This window comes from Brevibacterium sp. 50QC2O2, assembly GCF_024580675.1.
Classification (GTDB): Bacteria; Actinomycetota; Actinomycetes; order Actinomycetales; family Brevibacteriaceae; genus Brevibacterium; species Brevibacterium moorei.
Genome location: NZ_JANIJZ010000001.1, coordinates 54,157 through 72,459 on the forward strand (window position 1 = coordinate 54,157; position 18,303 = coordinate 72,459).

The following is an 18,303-nucleotide window of genomic DNA, read 5'->3' on the forward strand; positions in this document are numbered from 1 at the left end:
CGACCACCACACCGACCCCCAGCCACCAGCCACAACCCAAGGAGAACCATGGCACTGCACCAGAACCTCGAACAGGCCCTGACCGCCGACGCGCCGGCGATGTTGGAGACGTACAAGCACTTCCACGCCCATCCGGAACTCTCGATGCAGGAGACCCAGACCTCGGCGGAGATCGAACAGGCCGTGCAGGCACTGGGCTATGAGACCTTCCGCTGCGCAGGCACCGGCGTAGTCGCCGTGCTGCGCAACGGCGAGGGTCAGACCATCGCCTACCGCGCGGACATCGACGGTCTGCCGATCGAGGAGGACACGGGCAGCGACTTCGCCTCGCGGGCCCGCGGCACCCTGGCCGATGGCACCGAGACCTTCGTGATGCACGGCTGTGGCCACGACACCCACATCACGGTGGGCCTGGAGACGGCCAAGCTCATGGCCGAACACCAGGACCTGTGGTCGGGCACCCTGGTGCTGCTGTTCCAGCCTGCCGAGGAGACCGCGGCCGGGTCAGCCGCGATGGTCGCCGACGGCCTGTGGGACCGCGCCCCGCGCCCCGATGCGATCTACGGCCAGCACGTGTGGCCGGGTCGCGCTGGCACCGTCGACCTGATGCTGGGCACCGCCATGGCCACCGCTGACTCGCTCGAGGTCACCGTCTACGGCAAGCAGGCCCACGGGTCGCAGCCCGAGGCCTCGATCGACCCGATCGTGCTGGGCGCGTCCATGGTCACCCGGCTGCAGACGATCGTCTCCCGTGAACTGGGCGCCCAGGAATCCGCCGTCGTCACCGTCGGCTCCTTCCACGGCGGGCTGAAGGAGAACATCATCCCGGACAAGGCGGTGTTCACCATCAACGTGCGCACCCTGGACCACGGGGTGCGGGTGCGCGTGAACGATGCGATCCGCCGGATCATCGCCGCCGAGGCCCAGGCCTCCGGCGCCCCGGAACCGCAGATCCGCGAGCTCTACCAGTTCCCCGAATGCGACAACGACCCGCAGCTGGCCGCGGACCTGGACGCCGCCCTGCGCGCTGAACTGGGCGAGGACTCGGTGATCAACCCGTCCCCGCGGATGGGCTCGGAGGACTTCGGGACCTTCGGCGCCGCGATCGACGTGCCCTACGTCTTCTGGTTCTTCGGCTCGAACGACGCCGCCCAGCTCGAGGCGGCAGGCGGGGTCAAGGGCGTGCCCGGCAATCACTCGCCGTTCTTCATGCCCAGCGATGTCCCACTGACCCTGGCCACCGGTGCACGCGCGGCGCTCACCGCCCTGTTCGGACGCCTGGGCAAGTGAGCGATTCGACCGGACCAGGAGGAGGAACACACCCTATGACCGATGACCTGACCTGGCTGTCCATGCGCCGGCTGGCGCACCTGATCGCCACCGGGGAGGTCTCCAGCGAGGAGGCCGTGCGCGCGCACTTCGAGCGGATCGACGCGGTGAATCCGGCGCTCAACGCGGTCATCACCGAGGATCGTGAGCGCGCCCTGGCCGAGGCCCGCGAGGCCGACGCGGCGCGCTTGGAGATGGGTGCGGACGGGGAACTGCCCGCCCTGCACGGCGTGCCGATGACGCACAAGGACACCCATGAGACCGCGGGGATGCGCACGGCCTTCGGCTCGCCGCTGTTCACCGACAACATCCCGCAGAAGGACTCGCTCATCATCGCGCGGCTGCGCGCGGCGGGCATCATCACCACCGGCAAGACGAACGTGCCGGAACTGGCCGCCGGCTCCCACACCTTCAACCAGGTCTTCGGCACGACGGTCAATCCGTACGACCGGAGCAAGTCCGCGTCGGGCTCATCCGGCGGGGTGGGCGCGGTGATCGCCGCCGGCATCCAGGCCGCGGGCGACGGTTCGGACATGGGCGGTTCGCTGCGCACCCCCGGATCGTTCAACAACGTGGTGGGCTTCCGTCCGTCCAACGGCTTCATCCCGCACGCCCTGCCGGGCGATCCGTGGGCGTGGCTGGCGCAGTCGGGCTTCATGGCGCGTGAGATCGGCGACGTCGCGCTGCTGATGAACGTGGCCTCGGGCCCGCACCGGCTGGCCCCGCAGTCGCAGCCGCCCACGGACTTCGACCTGCCGGAGTTCGCGCTGGACGCGGACTACCAGCCCAATCTGGCCGGCGTGCAGATCGGTTTCGCGCCCGACCTGGGCGGCCGCCTGAACGTCGAGGCCGAGGTCGCGGCCGTCGTGGGCGCGAGCCAGGACGTGTTCGCGGAACTGGGCGCGGAGCTGACGGAGGAGTGCATCAACCTAAGTGCCGCCGCCGAGGTCTTCCGGGTCCAGCGCGCCTACGATTTCGCGGCGCTCTACGGGCAGCTGCTCAAGGCGCAGCCGGAGAAGTTCAAGGACTTCGTCGCGTGGAACATCCAGATGGGCCTGGACCTGGGCGTGGAGGAGATCATCGCCAAGGACAAGGCGCGCGGCCGTCTGCTGCGCGCGGTGGACCGGTTCTTCGCCGATCACGATGTGCTGGTCACGACGACCAGCCAGGTGCTGCCCTTCGACGCCTCGATCGAATACCCCACGCAGATCAACGGGGTCGAGCAGACGGACTACCTGGACTGGATGCGGGCGGCCACGCTGATCTCGCCCACCGGGTGCCCCTCGATCAGCGTCCCGGCCGGCTTCAGTGAGTCCGGGCTGCCGGTGGGCATCCAGATCGTGGGCAAGCCGGGTGCCGATGTCAAGGTCCTGCAGGTCGCCCACGCCTTCGAGGCCGCCACCGGCCACGCCCAGCACCACCCCACCTTCTAATCTGAGGGTTCCACTACGACATGAATTGTCGATATATCGGCTGTTTGGGCCAGAAGTCGACAATTCATGTCGTAGTGGAACTCAGGTTGGGGTCTGATCAGACGAATTCGATGAAGGCGAGCAGGACGCGGATGGTCTGCTCCGGGTCGAAGACCGCGGTGTCCGAGTCGGGATTGGCGACCAGAGCCGTGAACTGCCGGTCTTTGCCGACCGCGGCCAGGATGCCCACCAGTTCGTCCATCGGAATCGTCGACTTCGCCCCGTGCTGGGCCAGGATGGTCGTGACGATTTCGGCGATCCTGGCCAGCTGGGTGTCGACGAGTTCCCGGAAGCGCGTCTGCAGCCCGGGCGTGCGCAGGGCGTAGAGCTCGATCTCCCGCTGGGCGATCACCCAGTCACGGCTATCGGGGACGAAGGAGACGGCCTCCTCGCTCAGGGCGTCGATCGCCTCGGCGGCCAGCTGTTCGGCGCGTTTCGCGCGCTCGGCGGGAGTCGCCTCCGCCATGATCGAACAGCTGTTCGGGGTGCCGTCGGCCGACATTCCGCCTGCGGCCTCGGCCCGGTCGGTGATGTGCCCGATCGCCTGGTCCATCTGCTGTTCGATCAGGGCCAGGACCAGTTCCTCTTTGCCCTCGAAGTTCGAGTAGAAGGCGCCGCGGGTCAATCCCGCGGCCTCGCACAGTTCCTCGATCGAGGCGCCGGCGACGCCGCGTTTGGCGAATACGGGTACTGCCGCGGTCAACAGTTTTTCGCGGGTCCTGGCGCGGCGGGCCGTGATGGTCATGCGGGGGCGGGCGTCCTTTCGGGCGTGTCGGGTCGGAATGCGGGTGACCGACCCGGATCTGGGGTGTTGTGGGCCGGCTGCGTTGCATCGGCCCCTGCCTAAAGAATACACTTCTGTATCGGATACACCAATGTATCGAACGGGGTCCCCCGCTCGAACCGTATCCGCTCACGACCCACCCCGGACACCTGCCGTCACGAAAGAGAACACGTGTCATCCTTCCTGTATGAACTGGGACGCAGAGCGTTCCGACACAAGAAAACCGTTCTGGCCACCTGGTTGATCATCCTGGTGGCCATCGGCGGTTTCGTCGGGGCGTTCTCCAAGCCCTTCGCAGACGATTTCACCCTGCCCGGCTCCGAGGCCCAGGAGGCCCTGGACTCGATGAAGCTGAGCTTCCCGCAGGCATCCGGGGCGTCCGCGCAGATCATCATCGTCGCCCCCGACGGGCAGCGCGTCGACCACAACCCCTATAAACAGGAGATGAAGGACGCCGCGGAACGGATCGGCGATCTGGACCATGTGGAGACGGCCAGCGCGCCCTTCAACGCGATGATCGAAGGCGGCATCAGCGACGACAAGTCCGCCGCGATCATCAACATCAGCTACGACACGGACCGCTTCAACCTGCCCGATGACACGCAGGACAAGTTGCAGGCCCAGGTGGACGAACTGCAGAACGATCTGCCCAAGGGCAGCCAGGTGGAGCCCGGCGGCGAGGTGTTCCAGATGACCGGGGTGTCAATGGGCGCCACCGAGGTGATCGGCGTGGTCATCGCCTTCTTCGTCCTGGCCATCACCTTCGGGTCCTTCCTGGCCGCCGGCCTGCCGCTGATCACCGCGATCGTGGGTGTGGGCGTCGGCATGCTGATCCTGGTGTCGATGACGGCGTTCACCACGGTCTCCTCGACCTCGCCCACCCTGGCGGCGATGTTGGGCCTGGCGGTCGGCATCGACTACGCCCTGTTCATCGTCTCCCGCGCCAGACAGAACATGCGCCACGGCCAGGACCCGGAGGAGGCCACCGCGCAGGCCACGGCCACCGCCGGCTCGGCCGTGATCTTCGCAGGCACCACGGTCATCATCGCCCTGGTGGGCCTGAGCATCGTGCGCATGTCCTTCCTGACCATCATGGGCGTGGCCGCGGCGATCACCGTCGCCGTTGCCGTGTTGGTGGCGCTCACCCTGGTGCCCGCCCTGTTGGGCTTCCTGGGCACCCGGGTCGATCCGCACCGCAAGGTCGCCAAGCGGGCGCAGAAGGACGCGCTCGCCCAGGGGGCTTCCAAGCACGAGGCCAGGGCCGCCGGAGAACGGGCACTGGCAGCCGCGCGGATCCGGGCCGCCGAGGCTTATGAGGCAGCACAGGCCCACCAGGGCGCCGAGGACGCGGCCCCGGCGGGTGCCGACGCTCGCACGGGTGCCCCGGCGAGTGCCGCCGAGCCGGCCGGAGTCGAGCAGGAGGGTGCGGCTCTGCTGAGCGCGGCCTCGGCCCCGAAAGCCGGGGGACGACCCCGCAAGAGTTTCGCAGAACGCTTCTACGGCGGCTGGGTGAAGGCCGCGACGAAGGTCCCGATCCTGACGATCGTGGTGATCGTGGTGGGCCTGGGCCTGTTCGCGATCCCCGCCTCGAAGATCCAGCTGGCCATGCCCAACAATGGCACGGAGGACCCCGGCACGCCCGCGCGCGTCACCTATGATCTGACGACCGAGCACTTCGGCGAGGGCTTCAACGGTCCGCTCATCATGCTGGCCGACGGTCTGGCGACCTCGGACGAGCCGATGGACGTGATGGACGATATGAAGGCCGACATCGAGAAGGTGCCCGGCGTCGTCAAGGTGCTGGCCGCTGTGCCCAATCAGAACGCGGACACCGGCATGATCCAGATCGTGCCGCAGACCGGCCCGTCCGATCCACAGACGGAGGAGACGGTTCAGGCACTGCGCGATATGAAACAGCACTTCAAGGACGACTACGGTGTCGACACATCGGTCACCGGCGCGACGGCTCTGTATTCGGATATCTCAGCCCAGCTGGGCCGCGCCCTGCTGCCCTTCGGCGCCTTTGTGGTGGGCCTGTCCTTCATCCTGCTGATGATGGTCTTCCGGTCGATCGCGGTGCCGATCAAGGCGACCCTGGGCTTCCTGCTGTCGGTCGTGACGTCCTTCGGCATCATCTCGCTGGTGTTCGTCCAGGGCCACGGTGCCTCGTTGATCGGGGTCGATCAGGCCGGCCCCGTGATCTCCTTCCTGCCGATCATCGTGATGGGCATCCTGTTCGGCTTGGCGATGGACTACGAGGTGTTCCTGGTCTCCGGCATGCGCGAGGCCTACGCACACGGCGCATCGGCCAAACAGGCGATCCTGCGCGGTTTCACCGGTTCCGCCGCGGTCGTCACGGGTGCTGCGATCATCATGTTCAGCGTGTTCTTCGCCTTCGTGCCCGAAGGCGCCGCGATCATCAAGTCGATCGGCCTGTCGCTGGCGGTGGGCGTGTTCACCGATGCGTTCATCGTGCGCATGACCCTGGTGCCGGCAGTGATGGCACTGCTGGGCGACAAGGCCTGGTGGATCCCCAAGTGGCTGGACAAGATCCTGCCGCACTTCGACGTGGAGGGCGAGGGGCTGTACCACCAGGTCAAGCTCAAGGACTTCCCCGTGAAGGATTCCCCCTACGCCGTCTACGGCGAGGGACTGAGCCTGGGCACCAAGCGCCACCCGATCTTCGAGAACGTGGACGTGGCGCTCAAGCCCGGCGAGGTCCTGGGCATCACCGGCCACGGCACCCCCGGACTGGTGCTGGCCCTGTCGGGCCGCGCCAAGCTGGACGGCGGGGAGCTCAAGGTCGGACCCTATGTCCTGCCGGAGCAGGCGAACAAGATCCGCAATTCGACGCCGTACCTGAATATGGACCCGGCCGAGGACGCGATGGTGCCGGCGCTGAGCAAGCTCGAACAGCTGGCGGCCAAACCACCCAAGCTGTTGGTGGTGGACCGGGCGGACCAATCCCGTGATCCGCAGACGGCCCAGGCGGTGCGCACCCTGGTGGGCAATGCGCTGACCAGCGGATCCGCTGTGGTGCTTGGCCTGACGAATCCGAAGGCCCTGCAGATGCTGCCGGCCGAGGTCGTCCTGCACCGGCTTGACCTGGACGCGATGGCGTCCGGCGGGCCCCGCGGAGAGGAAACGGAAGAACTGACAATGAACATCGCCGAATCCATGGGAGGGGCGAACTGATGGCACTGTTCGAACGCGCGGACGCCGGCAAGAAGGTGACCTGGGTATCGGTCATCGGTCTGATCCTGGTGCCGCTGATCATCGCCGCCGGCTTCGTCTTCGCCACCTGGAAGGTCTCCGACCGGATGGGCGAGGTCAAGGCCGCGATCGTCAACGACGATGACGGCGCGAAGATCCAGGGCCAGCAGGTGCCCCTGGGCAGGATGCTGGTCTCCGGCCTGATGGACGACGACACCGACGGCAACTACAAGTGGTCACTGGCGGACGTGGATTCGGCCGAGGCCGGGCTCAAGTCGGGCGAGTACGTCGCCGTCGTCCACATCCCCAAGGGCTTCTCCCGGGCCGTGGCCACGGGTACCAAGGACGATCCGTCCGAGGCCGTGCAGGCGACCATCAGCGTGACCTCGTCCAAGGTCTCCCCGCTGAGCGATTCGATGATCTCGCAGTCCATCGGCAATGCCGCGCGCGATAAGTTCAACCGCGAATGGGCCGAACAGGTGCTCGACGGCATCTACGTGGGCTTCAACGATATGGGCAAGCAGTTCAAGACCCTGGCCGATGCGGGCAATAAGCTGCACGACGGGGCCGACGGTCTGGCCGACGGCAATAAGGAATTCGCCAAGGGTGTTGGCAAGTTGGGCGACGGTGTGGGCCAGTTGGGCACCGCGGGCGCCAAACTGGGCGATGCCGGTTCACAGCTGGCAGCCGGCGCCCCGCAGCTCAAGGCCGGTGGAGACCAACTGGCCAAGGGCGCGAAGCAGCTGGGCGATGCCGGCGGCAAGATCGCCAAGGGCGTGCCACAGCTGACCAAGGGCGGCAAGGCCCTGGCCGACAATGGCGAGAAGCTGGGCAAGGGCGGTAAAGACCTGGCGAAGGAGGCTCCGAAGCTGAAGAAGGGCGGCGCGGAGCTTTCCAAGAACGGGTCGAAGTTGTCCGGCGGACTCCAACAGACTGCCGACGGAGTCAAGGAATACACCGATGGGGTCGGGCAGTTCCAAAAGGGAATCAAGACCAAGGGTGACAATCTGAAGAAGATCCCTAGCCTTGCAATCCTGAAGAGCCAAGGGCTGGTCGGCGGAGAGAAGGGCCTGATCTCTGAAGATCAGGCTGATGAAGTAGAGGCTCAGTGCAAGGGCGACGCTAGCTGTGAAGCGATCTATCTGAAGGGTATCGCCTCTGGCATGCAGGGCGACTCGGAACTGGCGAAGCCTCTGGCCGAGAATGGTGACAAGGTCGCTGACGGTATTGGACAGCTCGCTCCCGGAGTCAAGAAATACACAGACGGTGTCTCACAGTACACCGACGGCGTCGGCAAAATGGCGGACGGCGTGGCCAAGTACGGCACGGGCGTTGCCCAGTACACCGACGGGGTCGCGCAGTACACCGACGGCGTTGGCAAATTCGCCGACGGGGCCGCCCAGTACGGTACAGGTGTTGGGAAGTTCTCCGACGGCGTAGGAAAGTACACCAAGGGTGTTGGCACCTTCGCCGACGGCGTCTCGCAGTTCGGATCCGGCGTCTCCCAGTACACCGGAGGCGTCGTCAAGCTCAGTGCGCAGATGCCGCAGATGACCAAGGGCGCGGACAAACTGGCCGACGGCACCGAGAAGTACGCCGACGGTGTCGGCAAGTTCGCCGATGGCCTCGACGAGGGCAAGGACTCGGTCCCGCACTACTCGAAGTCCGATAGGGAGACCCTCAAGGAGGTCACGGCCGCTCCGATCAAGGTCGGCAGCCTGGACTCCCTGAATAAGTTCCCGATCGCCTCTTCGATCGCACTGCTGCTGGTCATGGCGCTGTTCCTGGGCGCGCTCATCGCCTATACGGTGCTGCGCCCGGTCTCCGCGGCCTCGCTGACCAGTCGGAAGCGCTCCTTCGTCATCATGCTCAAGGGTCTGCTGCCGGGTCTGGGCATCGCGGTGGTCCAGTCCCTGGGGCTGACGATCCTGTGCCAGGTGCTGCTCAAGCTCAACACCGTGGACTTCGTGTCCCTGCTGGGCTTCACCGTGTTCGCCGGCATCGTGTTCACGGTGGTGAACTTCGCCCTGGTCGCCCTGTTCGGCGGCGCCGGCCGGTTCATCGGCGTCATCCTGCTGGTGCTGGGCGTGACTGCGAAGATTCTCACGGCGGTGCCCGGCTGGCTGTCCGGCCTGGCGGGTATCTCCCCGCTGACACCTGCAATCGATGGTGTGGCGGCAGTGGTGACCGGCGCGGACGGCCTGGGCAAGGCCTTCGGCCTGCTGCTGGTCTGGCTGGTGCTGGGTGTGGTCGCGGGCATCGCGGCGGTCGCCAAGAAGCGCAGCGCCGGATTCGAACAGATCCAGCGCTTGGCGCACGCCTAACCGATCCGGCTCCTTGGCCCATGGGCATCCGCCTATGGGCCAAGGCTGCGGATGAATGGCCGAGGCCCCGGCCGGGTTCCATTTTCACGGAACCCGGCCGGGGCCTCGGCTGTATCGGGAGGGGTTCGTCCGTTCAGTCGCGGGAGGTCTTGACCAGGATCTTCACCGCGGTGTCATTGTGGTTGATGAGGGTGTCGAAGCCCTCGGCCACGATGTCCTCCGGATCGATCCGCTTGGTCACGAAGGCCTCCAGGTCCAGCTTGCCGGAGTTGACCATGGCGATCGAGTCCTCGAAGTCCTCGGGCAGATAGGCCATCGTGCCGGAGAACGTGGCCTCGGTGTAGTGGAGCTCCGCGGCGACCTGTATCTCCAGGGGCTTTCCGTGCAGCGCGATGATCTGCACGTGGCCGCCGGGGCGGACATTGCCGATCAGTTGGTGGGTCACAGGGCCCACACCGGCGGCGTCGAAGACCATATCGGCGCCCAGGCCGTCGGTGACCCGGGCGACCAGGGCGTTCAGATCCTCGTCGATCGGGTTGATCGCGTAGTCGGCGTGCGATGCGCTCAGGGCGATGTCGCGGCGCGCCTGGGACGGTTCCGACACGATGACCGTCAGCCCCTTGGCCTTGAGGATCGCGGCGGTGAACAGGCCGACGGGACCGGCGCCGCCCACCAGGGCGGTCTGCCCTGCATCCGCCCCGGACAGGCGCACCGCATGGGTGGCCACGGACAGCGGCTCCAGCATGGCGGCGTGGCCCAGGTCCATATCGCCCACCACGTGCACATTGCCCGCCGGCACGTTGATGTACTCGGCCAGGCCGCCGCCCCCGCCGGAGATCCCGAAGCCCCACTGCTTGCGGCAGATATTCGACTTCCCGGACCGGCAGGCGGCGCATTCCCCGCAGGACACGTTCGCGCGCACCGCCACGTTCTGCCCGATGGAGACGTCCTCGACGCCCTCGCCCAGTTCGACGACAGTGCCGGAGAACTCGTGGCCCAGCACGATCGGCAGGGTCTCGCCGGTCAGCGGGTTCTCCTCCGTTGCGGTGGGCGTATTGCCCGTGAAGCCGCCATCTGTGAACATGTGCAGATCGGATCCGCAGATGCCGTTGTAGGCCAGCTTCAGCTTGACCCAGCCCGGCTTGGGGGCCCCGGGCTCCGGAATGTCCTCGATCCGCAGGTCGTGTGCGTCGTAGAACATGACTGCGCGCATATCTCTTCATCCTCCTCGATGGTGTGATGAGTTTCCATCCATGATTTTACAGTTGTAAAGACAAGGTGGTGGGGGTGCGGCATGTGACCTTGGGGTCAGTCGGCGGTTGCCGAGACCCCTGTGATCCCCAGAATCTCGCGGGCGATCGTGTCGGCGTCACGCAGCGTCCGGGCGTCGGTGCCCGGGTTCGCGGCGATCGCCAGACCCAATTGGACATCGGACAGCTGGATCGAGAGCACGAAGCGGTGTGGGTGCTCCCGGCCCAGGGAATCGACGGTGTGATGGGCCGGTCCCGCGACCCGCAATCCCGTCCCCGGGATCAGCGTCGCGCCGGAGCGGACCTCGGCTGCGGACAGTCTGCCGCGTTCCACCAGCCCGGAGACGAGTCCATCGGCGGCCCGCCTGACGTTGTTGGCCGGCGAGGCCGCATCCACCAGGGCCCTGGCCCGCACCTCGCCGGGCACTGCGGGGGATGACACGAGGAAGCCGGCCGGTGCGCCCGCCGGGCTGCGCCGCACCTGCATCCGGGGCCCGGCGAAGCGCGCCAACCCGGCCTCGGCCAAGGCGATGAGTTCGGCGTAGCGCTGCGGCGGCGGCCCATCGCACAGTCCGGCGACCAGGTCCTCGAACCAGCCCCTGACCTCGGTTGCGAAGCTGTCGGGGGCCAGCCGGCCATCGGCCACGATCTCCTTGAGCAGGGTGCGGGCGGCCCACAGCACGGCGAAGACCGCCTTGGACGGAGCCAGCTCGCAGCCGAGCAGGGAGTCGCGCAGGTCCTCGCGCAGGAAGGCCAGCATCGCATCGTGCAGGGATTGCCCCTCGGCCGCCGAGGCCCCCGCCTCCCGGGTGGTGAACTCCCTGCCCTCGAGGGGCCGGGCCAGGCGTGCCAGGTCCAGACGATTGGTGGGCTCCGGCACCGCGCGCGCCTCGAAGGCCTCCCAGGCGCCCCTGACTTCGGCTGCGGTGCGGCCGTGCACCGGCCCGGCCGAGTTCGAAAGGCCCGGCTCCAGCCCGGCCGCGGTCGCAATGGCCCGTTCCATGGCCTCGGCCGAACAGGTCAGCGCCGCGGGGGCCGAGCGGCGCATTGCCGTGTACCAGGCCAGCCGCAGATCGGCCAGGATGAGCGGCCACAGGTGTTCGTTGAAGCGCAGCGGACCGGTCTGAGTCGGAATTCCGGCGGCCTCGGCGGTGAAGAAGCGCAGCCGGTAGTCCGGCATGCCGTGCTCGGCGGTGACCGGCTTGCAGCGGTAGGGGGTGCCGCGCCGGGAGCCGGGGACCAGAATCGGTTCGGCGCCCGAGGCCCGGTAGACGAGCTCGTCCCCCGCGGGCTGGAAGCTTCCGCCGCGGCCATGGGTCAGTCGGGCCATGAGGTCGAAGAAGTTCAGGCCGAAGCCGCGGAAGGCCACGGGTTCGCCGGGCAGCAGGCCGTCCAGATCGGCCTCGGCGGGCAGTCCGGGTGGCACGTAGTCGAGCCCGGCGTGCTGGGCGAACTCGGCGAAGGAGGCGCGCTCGGAGCCCGGGGCCGTGGGGATGTGGCCCAGGCACAGCACCACATCGGTGACCTCCAGGGTCGTGCCGTCGGATAGGCGGAGCAGCTGCCGGTCCTGCGCGTGATCGGGCTCGACGATGTCGGTCGCCTGTGCCCGGTGGACCCGCAGAGTGACGCCGGGGGCTGCCTCGGCGGCCTCGCGGACGAGTTGGAAGGCATCGTCCAGGTAGGCGCCGTAGAGGCGGCGGGAGGGGAAGACCGTCGCGCACTCCGCAGCGGTGTGGGCCGCCGGGCGGCCGGGGGCGCATTCGACGTCTGCGCGGCTGCGCCACCAGGTGCCCATATCGGGCCCCAGGCCGGGTGCCAGGCCGGTACAGGTCCCGTCCGGGAAGACCGTCTGATCGCCGATCGTGGTGTTCATCAGCAGTTCGGCTGCCTGTCCGGTGCGCCAGACGCGGCCCGCACCGGGCGGGTACGGGTCGATCAGATCGATGACGAGGTCCGGTACCGGGCAGGACGCCGAGTGGGTAGCCGCAGTTGTGCCGATGCGCCCGGCGGCCGCGCGGGCATTGGCGATCAGCCGTTCACAAACGCTCAGACCGCGGGGCCCCGCGCCCACCACCGCAACGCGGACGGTGGCCGCTGCCGGGCCGCCGCCGGTCACTTGTCAGCGGGGCCGGGCCAGCCCAATTTGGTCCAGTCGGTGCCCTTGGGGCGTTCCGCGGGATAGCACATACCGGACTCATCCTCCAGGCCGGCCTTCTTGGCGCGGTCCTCGGCGGTCTCCGGTTCATCGGTCTCGGTCGGTTCGGCGCTCGGTTCGTCCATCGCCCCGCTCTTGTACTTGTCCGAGCTGTCGACGCCCTCGACCGCTTCCTGCTGGCTCTTGGTCTCCGGATCGGTCTGTTCCTCGACCCAGTCCTTGAGCTCATCGAAATCGGGCTTGTAAGTCTTCGTCACGCCGTTGTTGATCTGTGCGGACTTCAACTTGCCGCTTTGCATCTTGATGGCAAGCTGCAGGAATGCCGGGATCTCATTGCCGGGGATGCTGGTGGCGACATTGTCCCCGGCGGCGCCGGCCAGCTTCGGATAGGCGACCGCGATGGTCTGCGGATCGGCCTGGCTCAGCACGGTCTTGAGCATGCGCTGCTGGCGGCACATCCGGTCGTAGTTGTCCGATAGATGGCGGGAACGCACGTACCACAGGGCCTTCGAGCCCTTGAGCTTCTGCTTGCCGGGATCGATCCAGCCCTTGACGGGGTACATGCCGCCGGTGGACAGATTATGGCCGCCGCCGATCGGAATCGGCCGCTCCACATCGATCGTCACGCCGCCCAGGGCGTTGACGACGTCCTTGAAGCCCTGCATGTTGACGCTGGCCCAGTAGTCCAGGTCGAGGCCGGTGGAACCGGTGACCGCCTGCATGGTCGCCCACATGCCCAGTTCCAGGCCATGGGTGTCGACGTCCTTGAAATCGGCCTTGTTGTCGGTGCTCCAGTCCCAGACCGCGTTGATCAGGTCCTCGTCGGAACTGCCGGTGGGACGGAAGCCCTCGGGCCAGCGCTTGGCCAGCGGGCTGCCCTTGGGGAAGATCGGGAAGGCCAGGTTGCGGGGGATCGAGATGAGCGTCGTATTGCCCGTCTGCGTGTCGATCGAGGCGACCAACATGGTGTCGGGGCGCGTGCCCTCGCGGGTATCCGAGGAATCCCGGCCCATCAGGAAGACATTGACATGCTTTTTATCGGCCCACAGGTCCTCCGCGCTCATCGCCGGTCCGGCATCGGAGCCGAAGATCTTGCTGTAGGTGGAGGCCGTGACGCGTGAATAATAGGCGCCCACGCCCATGGGCAGGCCGGTGATGAGGATGAGCGAGGCGACCAGCACTCCGCCCAGCAGACGGCGGCTGCGGGTCAGTCGGTGCCCCCGCCGCAGACTGAAGTAGGAGATGAGGATATTGATCGCATAGATGGCGATCAGGCCCATGAGCAGATAGGACAGCACCGTCATATCCGCGGCGCTGCCGATGAAACCGGTCAATGCCCGGGTGGGACCCTTGATGAGTGCATAGGCCGCGATCGCCACCAGAGTGAGGACGAATCCGCCGAACAGCACCCAGCCGGTGGGGCTGCGCCGGTTCCGGTGCAATACGCCCAGTCCGGGGACCAGGGTGCCCAGGGCGGTCCACCCGACCAGTCCGGGGAAGCTGGTGTTCGCGCCCGCCCGGTAGCTGGGGTGGCGGCGTGCGTCTGTGTCGTCCTCGGGCCGGATGTGAATGGTGCCGTCGGGATCGCGGGCCGGGATGGGTGCCCGGGCTGCAGCGGTTGCCGCGGCAGCCGCTGCGCCGGTCGTACCCTGTGCAGCGCCGGCCGTCGCACGTGCATTCGTGGCCGCGGCAGCCCCGGCGGCAGTCGTCCCGGCCGTCTCTGCGGCTCCGGCGAGGCCGTTGGGGCCCGGGCGCGGAGTGCTCGACTCGTGTGCCCGGCGGGCGTGCCGTGGATTGCCGCGGCGTGCGCCGGGCCGGTGGTCTTCGGACTCGGCGTCCTCGTCGGTGGAGTCCGTCCCTGTGGCTGCCTCCCACGTGGCGGGCGGAGTTTCGGTGCTCGGCTCCATGGAGAAGGTGGAGGGGATCTGTGAAGTTCCGGGTTGGGCCGTGTCACCAGCCGCGTGCTGCTGGGAGGGCGCCGGGGGGATGCCATCGGCCGTATAGGCGCTTTCGGCCTCGCTGCGCGGGCTCAGATAGCGGTTGCCCATATGGGTCTGCGCCGCACGGGCACGGGCGGCCGCCTCCATGGCCTTGCGTTCGGCCCGGGTGCGCGGTACCTGTGAACTGCCGGGCGTTGCGGGCGCCGAACTCGCGCGCTCCTCGCCGCGGAAGCTGGGTTTGGCCGATGCGCGGCGGGGCTCAGCGGGCGAATCGGGCATCTTATCGCCCTTGTTGTCCTCTCCCGACAATCCGAACTCCTTGAAATCGTGCCCGGCTCCGGACGGGCCCACCGAGTGGGGTGGCCGCCGTAGAAGGCATGGGCGTAGTGCAAAACCATCCCGAGTTTATCGGTTCCGGCTGTGTAAACGTGCAGATCCGGACCCGTAGTGCCTGGACGGTCGGATGAGAGGTCGCCATGTGACCCTGTACAGGGCGTTGTACGGCAGATCCTGTGCGGCAGGGGAGCCGTTCGTTTTGCGAGGCCGTCCGTTTATCTGTAGGCTAGTGCTGGTTGTGTTCCCGCCCTCGGGTGGGAGGCGATCAGTGGAGTCGTGGCTGAGCGGCCGAAAGCACCACCCTGCTAAGGTGGAGTCCCTTGAACTGGGGACCGAGGGTTCAAATCCCTCCGGCTCCGCGTTATCCGGAACCCCCGCTAGCCCAGTGTCCGTCTGGGTGAGCGGGGGTTTCTGCATGCCCGGGGCCCGAACCCCGGATGATCCGAAACCGGGGGTACATCCCCGGTTTCGGGTCTTCTGCCGGGGTGAAGTCATGTGGAATCCACCTGGGGCACGTACGCTGGTGCTGAGGACATATTCTCAGGGCACAGTGACCTCGGATGCCGAGGCCGGCGGCCCACGATTCGAGGAGGAAACGAAATGGCTGCAGCACGACTGTTCTTCGACGGTTCGCTGGCGCGCTCTGCCCGAGCTCTGGTCCAGGTCGGCACCGGCACGGTGGCGGACCGCGCCGGCCTGTCCGAGGCCGAGGTTCTGGGCTTCGAACGGGGCATGCACTCGCTGACCGATGACAAGCGCGAGGCGATGATCTCCGCGCTCGAGGGCCTGGGCGCCCACTTCATCTCCGATGAGGCCGGCGGTTCGGGCCACGGGGTGCGGCTGAAGTTCAGCAAGGCGACCGCCGCCGAAGTCGAGGATATGGAGGGCCAGGGCGGGATCGTCGGCTTCGACGACATCTGATCCATGAACCCGGCGCGGGTCCGGCTCCGGACGGGCCCGCGGCCAACCGGATCGAGAACGGAATGATCGAAAAGAAGAAGGGCACGCACTCTGGCTCAAGAGTGCGTGCCCTTCCGGTTCATTGGCCTACATCGTTGTAGCCGGTTCTGGTGGGGACAATCTGTGGGTATTCGCGGTGCGGGGACACCGCGGGCTTCCCGGCCGAGGCCGCACGGACTCAGAGTGCGTGATGCACGTGGGTCCGTGTCGCCTCGGCCGGAGGTCGCCCGGCTGTGATCAGCGGGCGTTGATGCGTTCGCGCAGCGCGTCGACCTGGGCCTTGAGCTCGGCGGGGACGGCATCGCCGAGCTCGGCGTACCATTCCTCGATCGAAGCCAGTTCGGGCTCCCATTCCTCCGGCTTGACGGCCAGGGCCTTCGCCAGCTGCTCATCGGTGATGTCCAGACCGTCGACGTCCAGGGCGCCGGGGGCCGGAACCAGGCCGATCGGGGTCTGCACGGCCCCGGCCTTGTCGTCCAGGCGTTCGGCGACCCACTTGAGCACGCGGGAGTTCTCCGAGAAGCCCGGCCACAGGAACGAACCGTCCTCATCGCGGCGGAACCAGTTGACGTAGAAGATCTGCGGCAGCTTGGCGCCGGCGGTCGCTCCGATGTTCAACCAGTGCTGGAAGTAGTCGCCCACGTTGTAGCCGATGAACGGACGCATGGCCATCGGGTCGCGGCGGACCACGCCGACCTTGCCGACTGCGGCAGCGGTGGTCTCCGAGCTGAGCACGGAACCCATGAACACGCCGTTGGTCCAGTCCGAGGTCTGCACGACCAGCGGCATCGTCGTCTTGCGGCGACCGCCGAACATGATCGCGGAGATCGGCACACCGTTGGGGTTGTCGTACTCCTTGGCCAGCGTCGGCACATTGGTGATCGGAGTGCAGAAGCGGGAGTTCGGGTGGGCCGCCTTGGTCTCCGACTCCGGAGTCCAGTCGTTGCCGCGCCAGTCGGTCAGGTGGGCGGGGGCCTCATCGGTCATGCCCTCCCACCAGACATCGCCGTCGTCGGTCAGCGCGACGTTGGTGAAGACGTTGCCGCCCTCTTCGATTGCGCGCATCGCGGTGGGGTTGGTGCCGTAGCCGGTGCCCGGCGCCACGCCGAACAGGCCGAACTCCGGGTTGACCGCGTACAGCTGTCCGTCCTCGCCGAAGCGCATCCAGGCGATGTCGTCGCCCAGGGTCTCGGCCTTCCACCCGGGGACGGTCGGTTCGATCATGGCCAGGTTGGTCTTGCCACAGGCGGACGGGAAGGCCGCGGCGATGAACTTGACCTCGCCCTCCGGGCTGGTCAGCTTGAGGATCAGCATGTGCTCGGCCAGCCAGCCCTCTTCATGGGCGATGGACGAGGCGATGCGCAGCGCGTAGCACTTCTTGCCCAGCAGGGCGTTGCCGCCGTAACCGGAGCCGTAGGACCAGATGGCGCGGTCCTGGGGGAAGTGGGTGATGTACTTGGTCTCGTTGCAGGGCCACTTGACGTCCTGCTGGCCCTCGGCCAGGGGCGCGCCGACGGAGTGGACGCACTCGACGAAGCTGCCGCCGTTGCGGTCGATCGCGTCGAGCACGACATTGCCGGTGCGGGCCATGATCATCATGGACAGGACGACGTAGGGGGAGTCCGTGACCTCGACGCCGAACATCGGCTGCTTGGCCTCGGTGTGGCCCATCACGAAGGGGATGACGTACATGGTGCGCCCCGCCATGGAGCCGGCGAACAGGTCGTCGAGGATGGCCTTCATCTCCGTGGGAGCCATCCAGTTGTTCAGAGCGCCGGCGTCTTCCTCCTTCTCGGAGCAGATGAAGGTGCGGTCCTCGACGCGGGCGACGTCATTGGGGTCGGACGCCGCATAGAAGGAGTCCTTCTTCTTGTCCAGACGGACCAGGGTGCCCGCGGCCACCAGCTGGTCTTCGATCGCGTGCCGCTGAGCGGCGTCGCCGGTGATGAATTCGATGCGGGCCGGTTGTGTCTTATCTGCGATCCGGCGCACGAACTCCAGAACGTGGGCGTTCTTGGTCGGCGCACATGCGAGCTGGTCTTCGACTGAGCCAGTGTCGAGGACTGTCATCGGCGTTACTCCAAATCTTTTGACGGACTGCCGGGAACTGGCCCGATCCTGGTGAGGTTCGGCCCGCTGTTCCCGGCGGGTGATAATCACGGTAGGGGAGGGGCGAATGCCGATTCAGCGCGAAACCACCGGTTTTCCCTGTGCATTGACTCACAAGGGATGCAAAGAAGACGTCTTGTTGCAAATAGATGGGCGGATTTTTGTGCATGAAAGACGTAGTTTTGATTTACGAGCCCTATGGGTTGCGGGGCGGGCGGTGTGCTTATGTGACGGCCTGTGTGACTCAGTCCATGTTCGCAGGACTGGCGGTACCCGCGGCGCCTGTGTATAGTTGAGTCCTGTCGTTAGGACATGCGCCATTAGCTCAACGGATAGAGCATCTGACTACGGATCAGAAGGTTGAGGGTTCGAATCCCCCATGGCGCACCGAAGGAAGGCCCGGAACTCTAGGTTTCGGGTCTTTTGCATGT

10 protein-coding genes and 2 tRNA genes are annotated in these 18,303 nt (G+C 67.0%); 7 read left to right on the forward strand and 5 right to left on the reverse strand.

Annotated features, from left to right (window positions below; translation table 11 throughout):
* The first annotated feature begins 48 nt into the window (after positions 1 to 48).
* Together NQ038_RS00245 and NQ038_RS00250 are read left to right on the forward strand one after the other, a co-directional pair.
* Complete coding sequence (locus tag NQ038_RS00245; protein WP_257049260.1) at positions 49 to 1,290, forward strand: amidohydrolase; 1,242 nt, start codon at positions 49 to 51, stop codon at positions 1,288 to 1,290.
* Between the two features lie 35 nt (positions 1,291 to 1,325).
* Positions 1,326 to 2,762, forward strand: coding sequence for an amidase (locus NQ038_RS00250; RefSeq protein WP_257061357.1), 1,437 nt, complete (start codon positions 1,326 to 1,328; stop codon positions 2,760 to 2,762).
* Positions 2,763 to 2,859: 97 nt separating this feature from the next.
* On the opposite strand, the gene NQ038_RS00255 is transcribed toward NQ038_RS00250, so the two are convergent.
* Positions 2,860 to 3,546 carry a TetR/AcrR family transcriptional regulator gene (locus NQ038_RS00255; RefSeq protein WP_257061359.1) on the reverse strand — a complete coding sequence of 229 codons (687 nt, stop codon included), beginning with the start codon at positions 3,544 to 3,546 and terminating at the stop codon, positions 2,860 to 2,862.
* A 210-nt stretch (positions 3,547 to 3,756) separates the two neighbouring features.
* Here NQ038_RS00255 and NQ038_RS00260 point away from each other — a divergent pair, with 210 nt between their 5' ends.
* Together NQ038_RS00260 and NQ038_RS00265 are read left to right on the forward strand one after the other, a co-directional pair.
* Positions 3,757 to 6,780, forward strand: a complete 3,024-nt coding sequence (locus tag NQ038_RS00260; protein WP_257061361.1) for an MMPL family transporter — start codon at positions 3,757 to 3,759, stop codon at positions 6,778 to 6,780.
* Positions 6,780 to 9,122, forward strand: a complete 2,343-nt coding sequence (locus NQ038_RS00265; protein ID WP_257049255.1) for a YhgE/Pip domain-containing protein — start codon at positions 6,780 to 6,782, stop codon at positions 9,120 to 9,122. Before NQ038_RS00260 ends, NQ038_RS00265 begins: the two co-directional genes overlap by 1 nt.
* A 133-nt stretch (positions 9,123 to 9,255) precedes the next feature.
* Here the strand turns inward: NQ038_RS00265 and NQ038_RS00270 are convergent, their stop codons facing one another.
* From NQ038_RS00270 to NQ038_RS00280, 3 genes are all read right to left on the reverse strand, one after another.
* The gene (locus NQ038_RS00270; protein ID WP_257061362.1) at positions 9,256 to 10,335 is read right to left on the reverse strand and encodes a 2,3-butanediol dehydrogenase; all 1,080 of its coding nucleotides are present in this window, start codon (positions 10,333 to 10,335) and stop codon (positions 9,256 to 9,258) included.
* A 95-nt stretch (positions 10,336 to 10,430) separates the two neighbouring features.
* Positions 10,431 to 12,488: an FAD/NAD(P)-binding protein gene (locus tag NQ038_RS00275; RefSeq protein WP_257061364.1), complete on the reverse strand. Its 2,058-nt coding sequence runs from the start codon at positions 12,486 to 12,488 to the stop codon at positions 10,431 to 10,433.
* Positions 12,485 to 14,776 (reverse strand): LCP family protein, encoded by a 2,292-nt coding sequence (locus tag NQ038_RS00280; protein WP_257061365.1) that lies wholly within the window; start codon positions 14,774 to 14,776, stop codon positions 12,485 to 12,487. Before NQ038_RS00280 ends, NQ038_RS00275 begins: the two co-directional genes overlap by 4 nt.
* Positions 14,777 to 15,073: 297 nt before the next feature.
* On the opposite strand from NQ038_RS00280, the gene NQ038_RS00285 reads away from it, so the two are divergent.
* Positions 15,074 to 15,162: transfer RNA gene (locus NQ038_RS00285), tRNA-Ser, on the forward strand.
* A gap of 241 nt (positions 15,163 to 15,403) precedes the next feature.
* Positions 15,404 to 15,724, forward strand: a complete 321-nt coding sequence (locus NQ038_RS00290; RefSeq protein WP_257049249.1) for an XRE family transcriptional regulator — start codon at positions 15,404 to 15,406, stop codon at positions 15,722 to 15,724.
* Between the two features lie 276 nt (positions 15,725 to 16,000).
* Here NQ038_RS00290 and NQ038_RS00295 read toward each other — a convergent pair whose 3' ends face one another.
* A complete protein-coding gene (locus tag NQ038_RS00295) occupies positions 16,001 to 17,833 on the reverse strand; it encodes a phosphoenolpyruvate carboxykinase (GTP) (RefSeq protein WP_257049248.1) in 1,833 nt (610 codons plus the stop codon).
* 353 nt (positions 17,834 to 18,186) lie between these two features.
* Here NQ038_RS00295 and NQ038_RS00300 point away from each other — a divergent pair.
* Positions 18,187 to 18,259 (forward strand) — tRNA-Arg (locus NQ038_RS00300).
* Positions 18,260 to 18,303 lie beyond the last annotated feature (44 nt).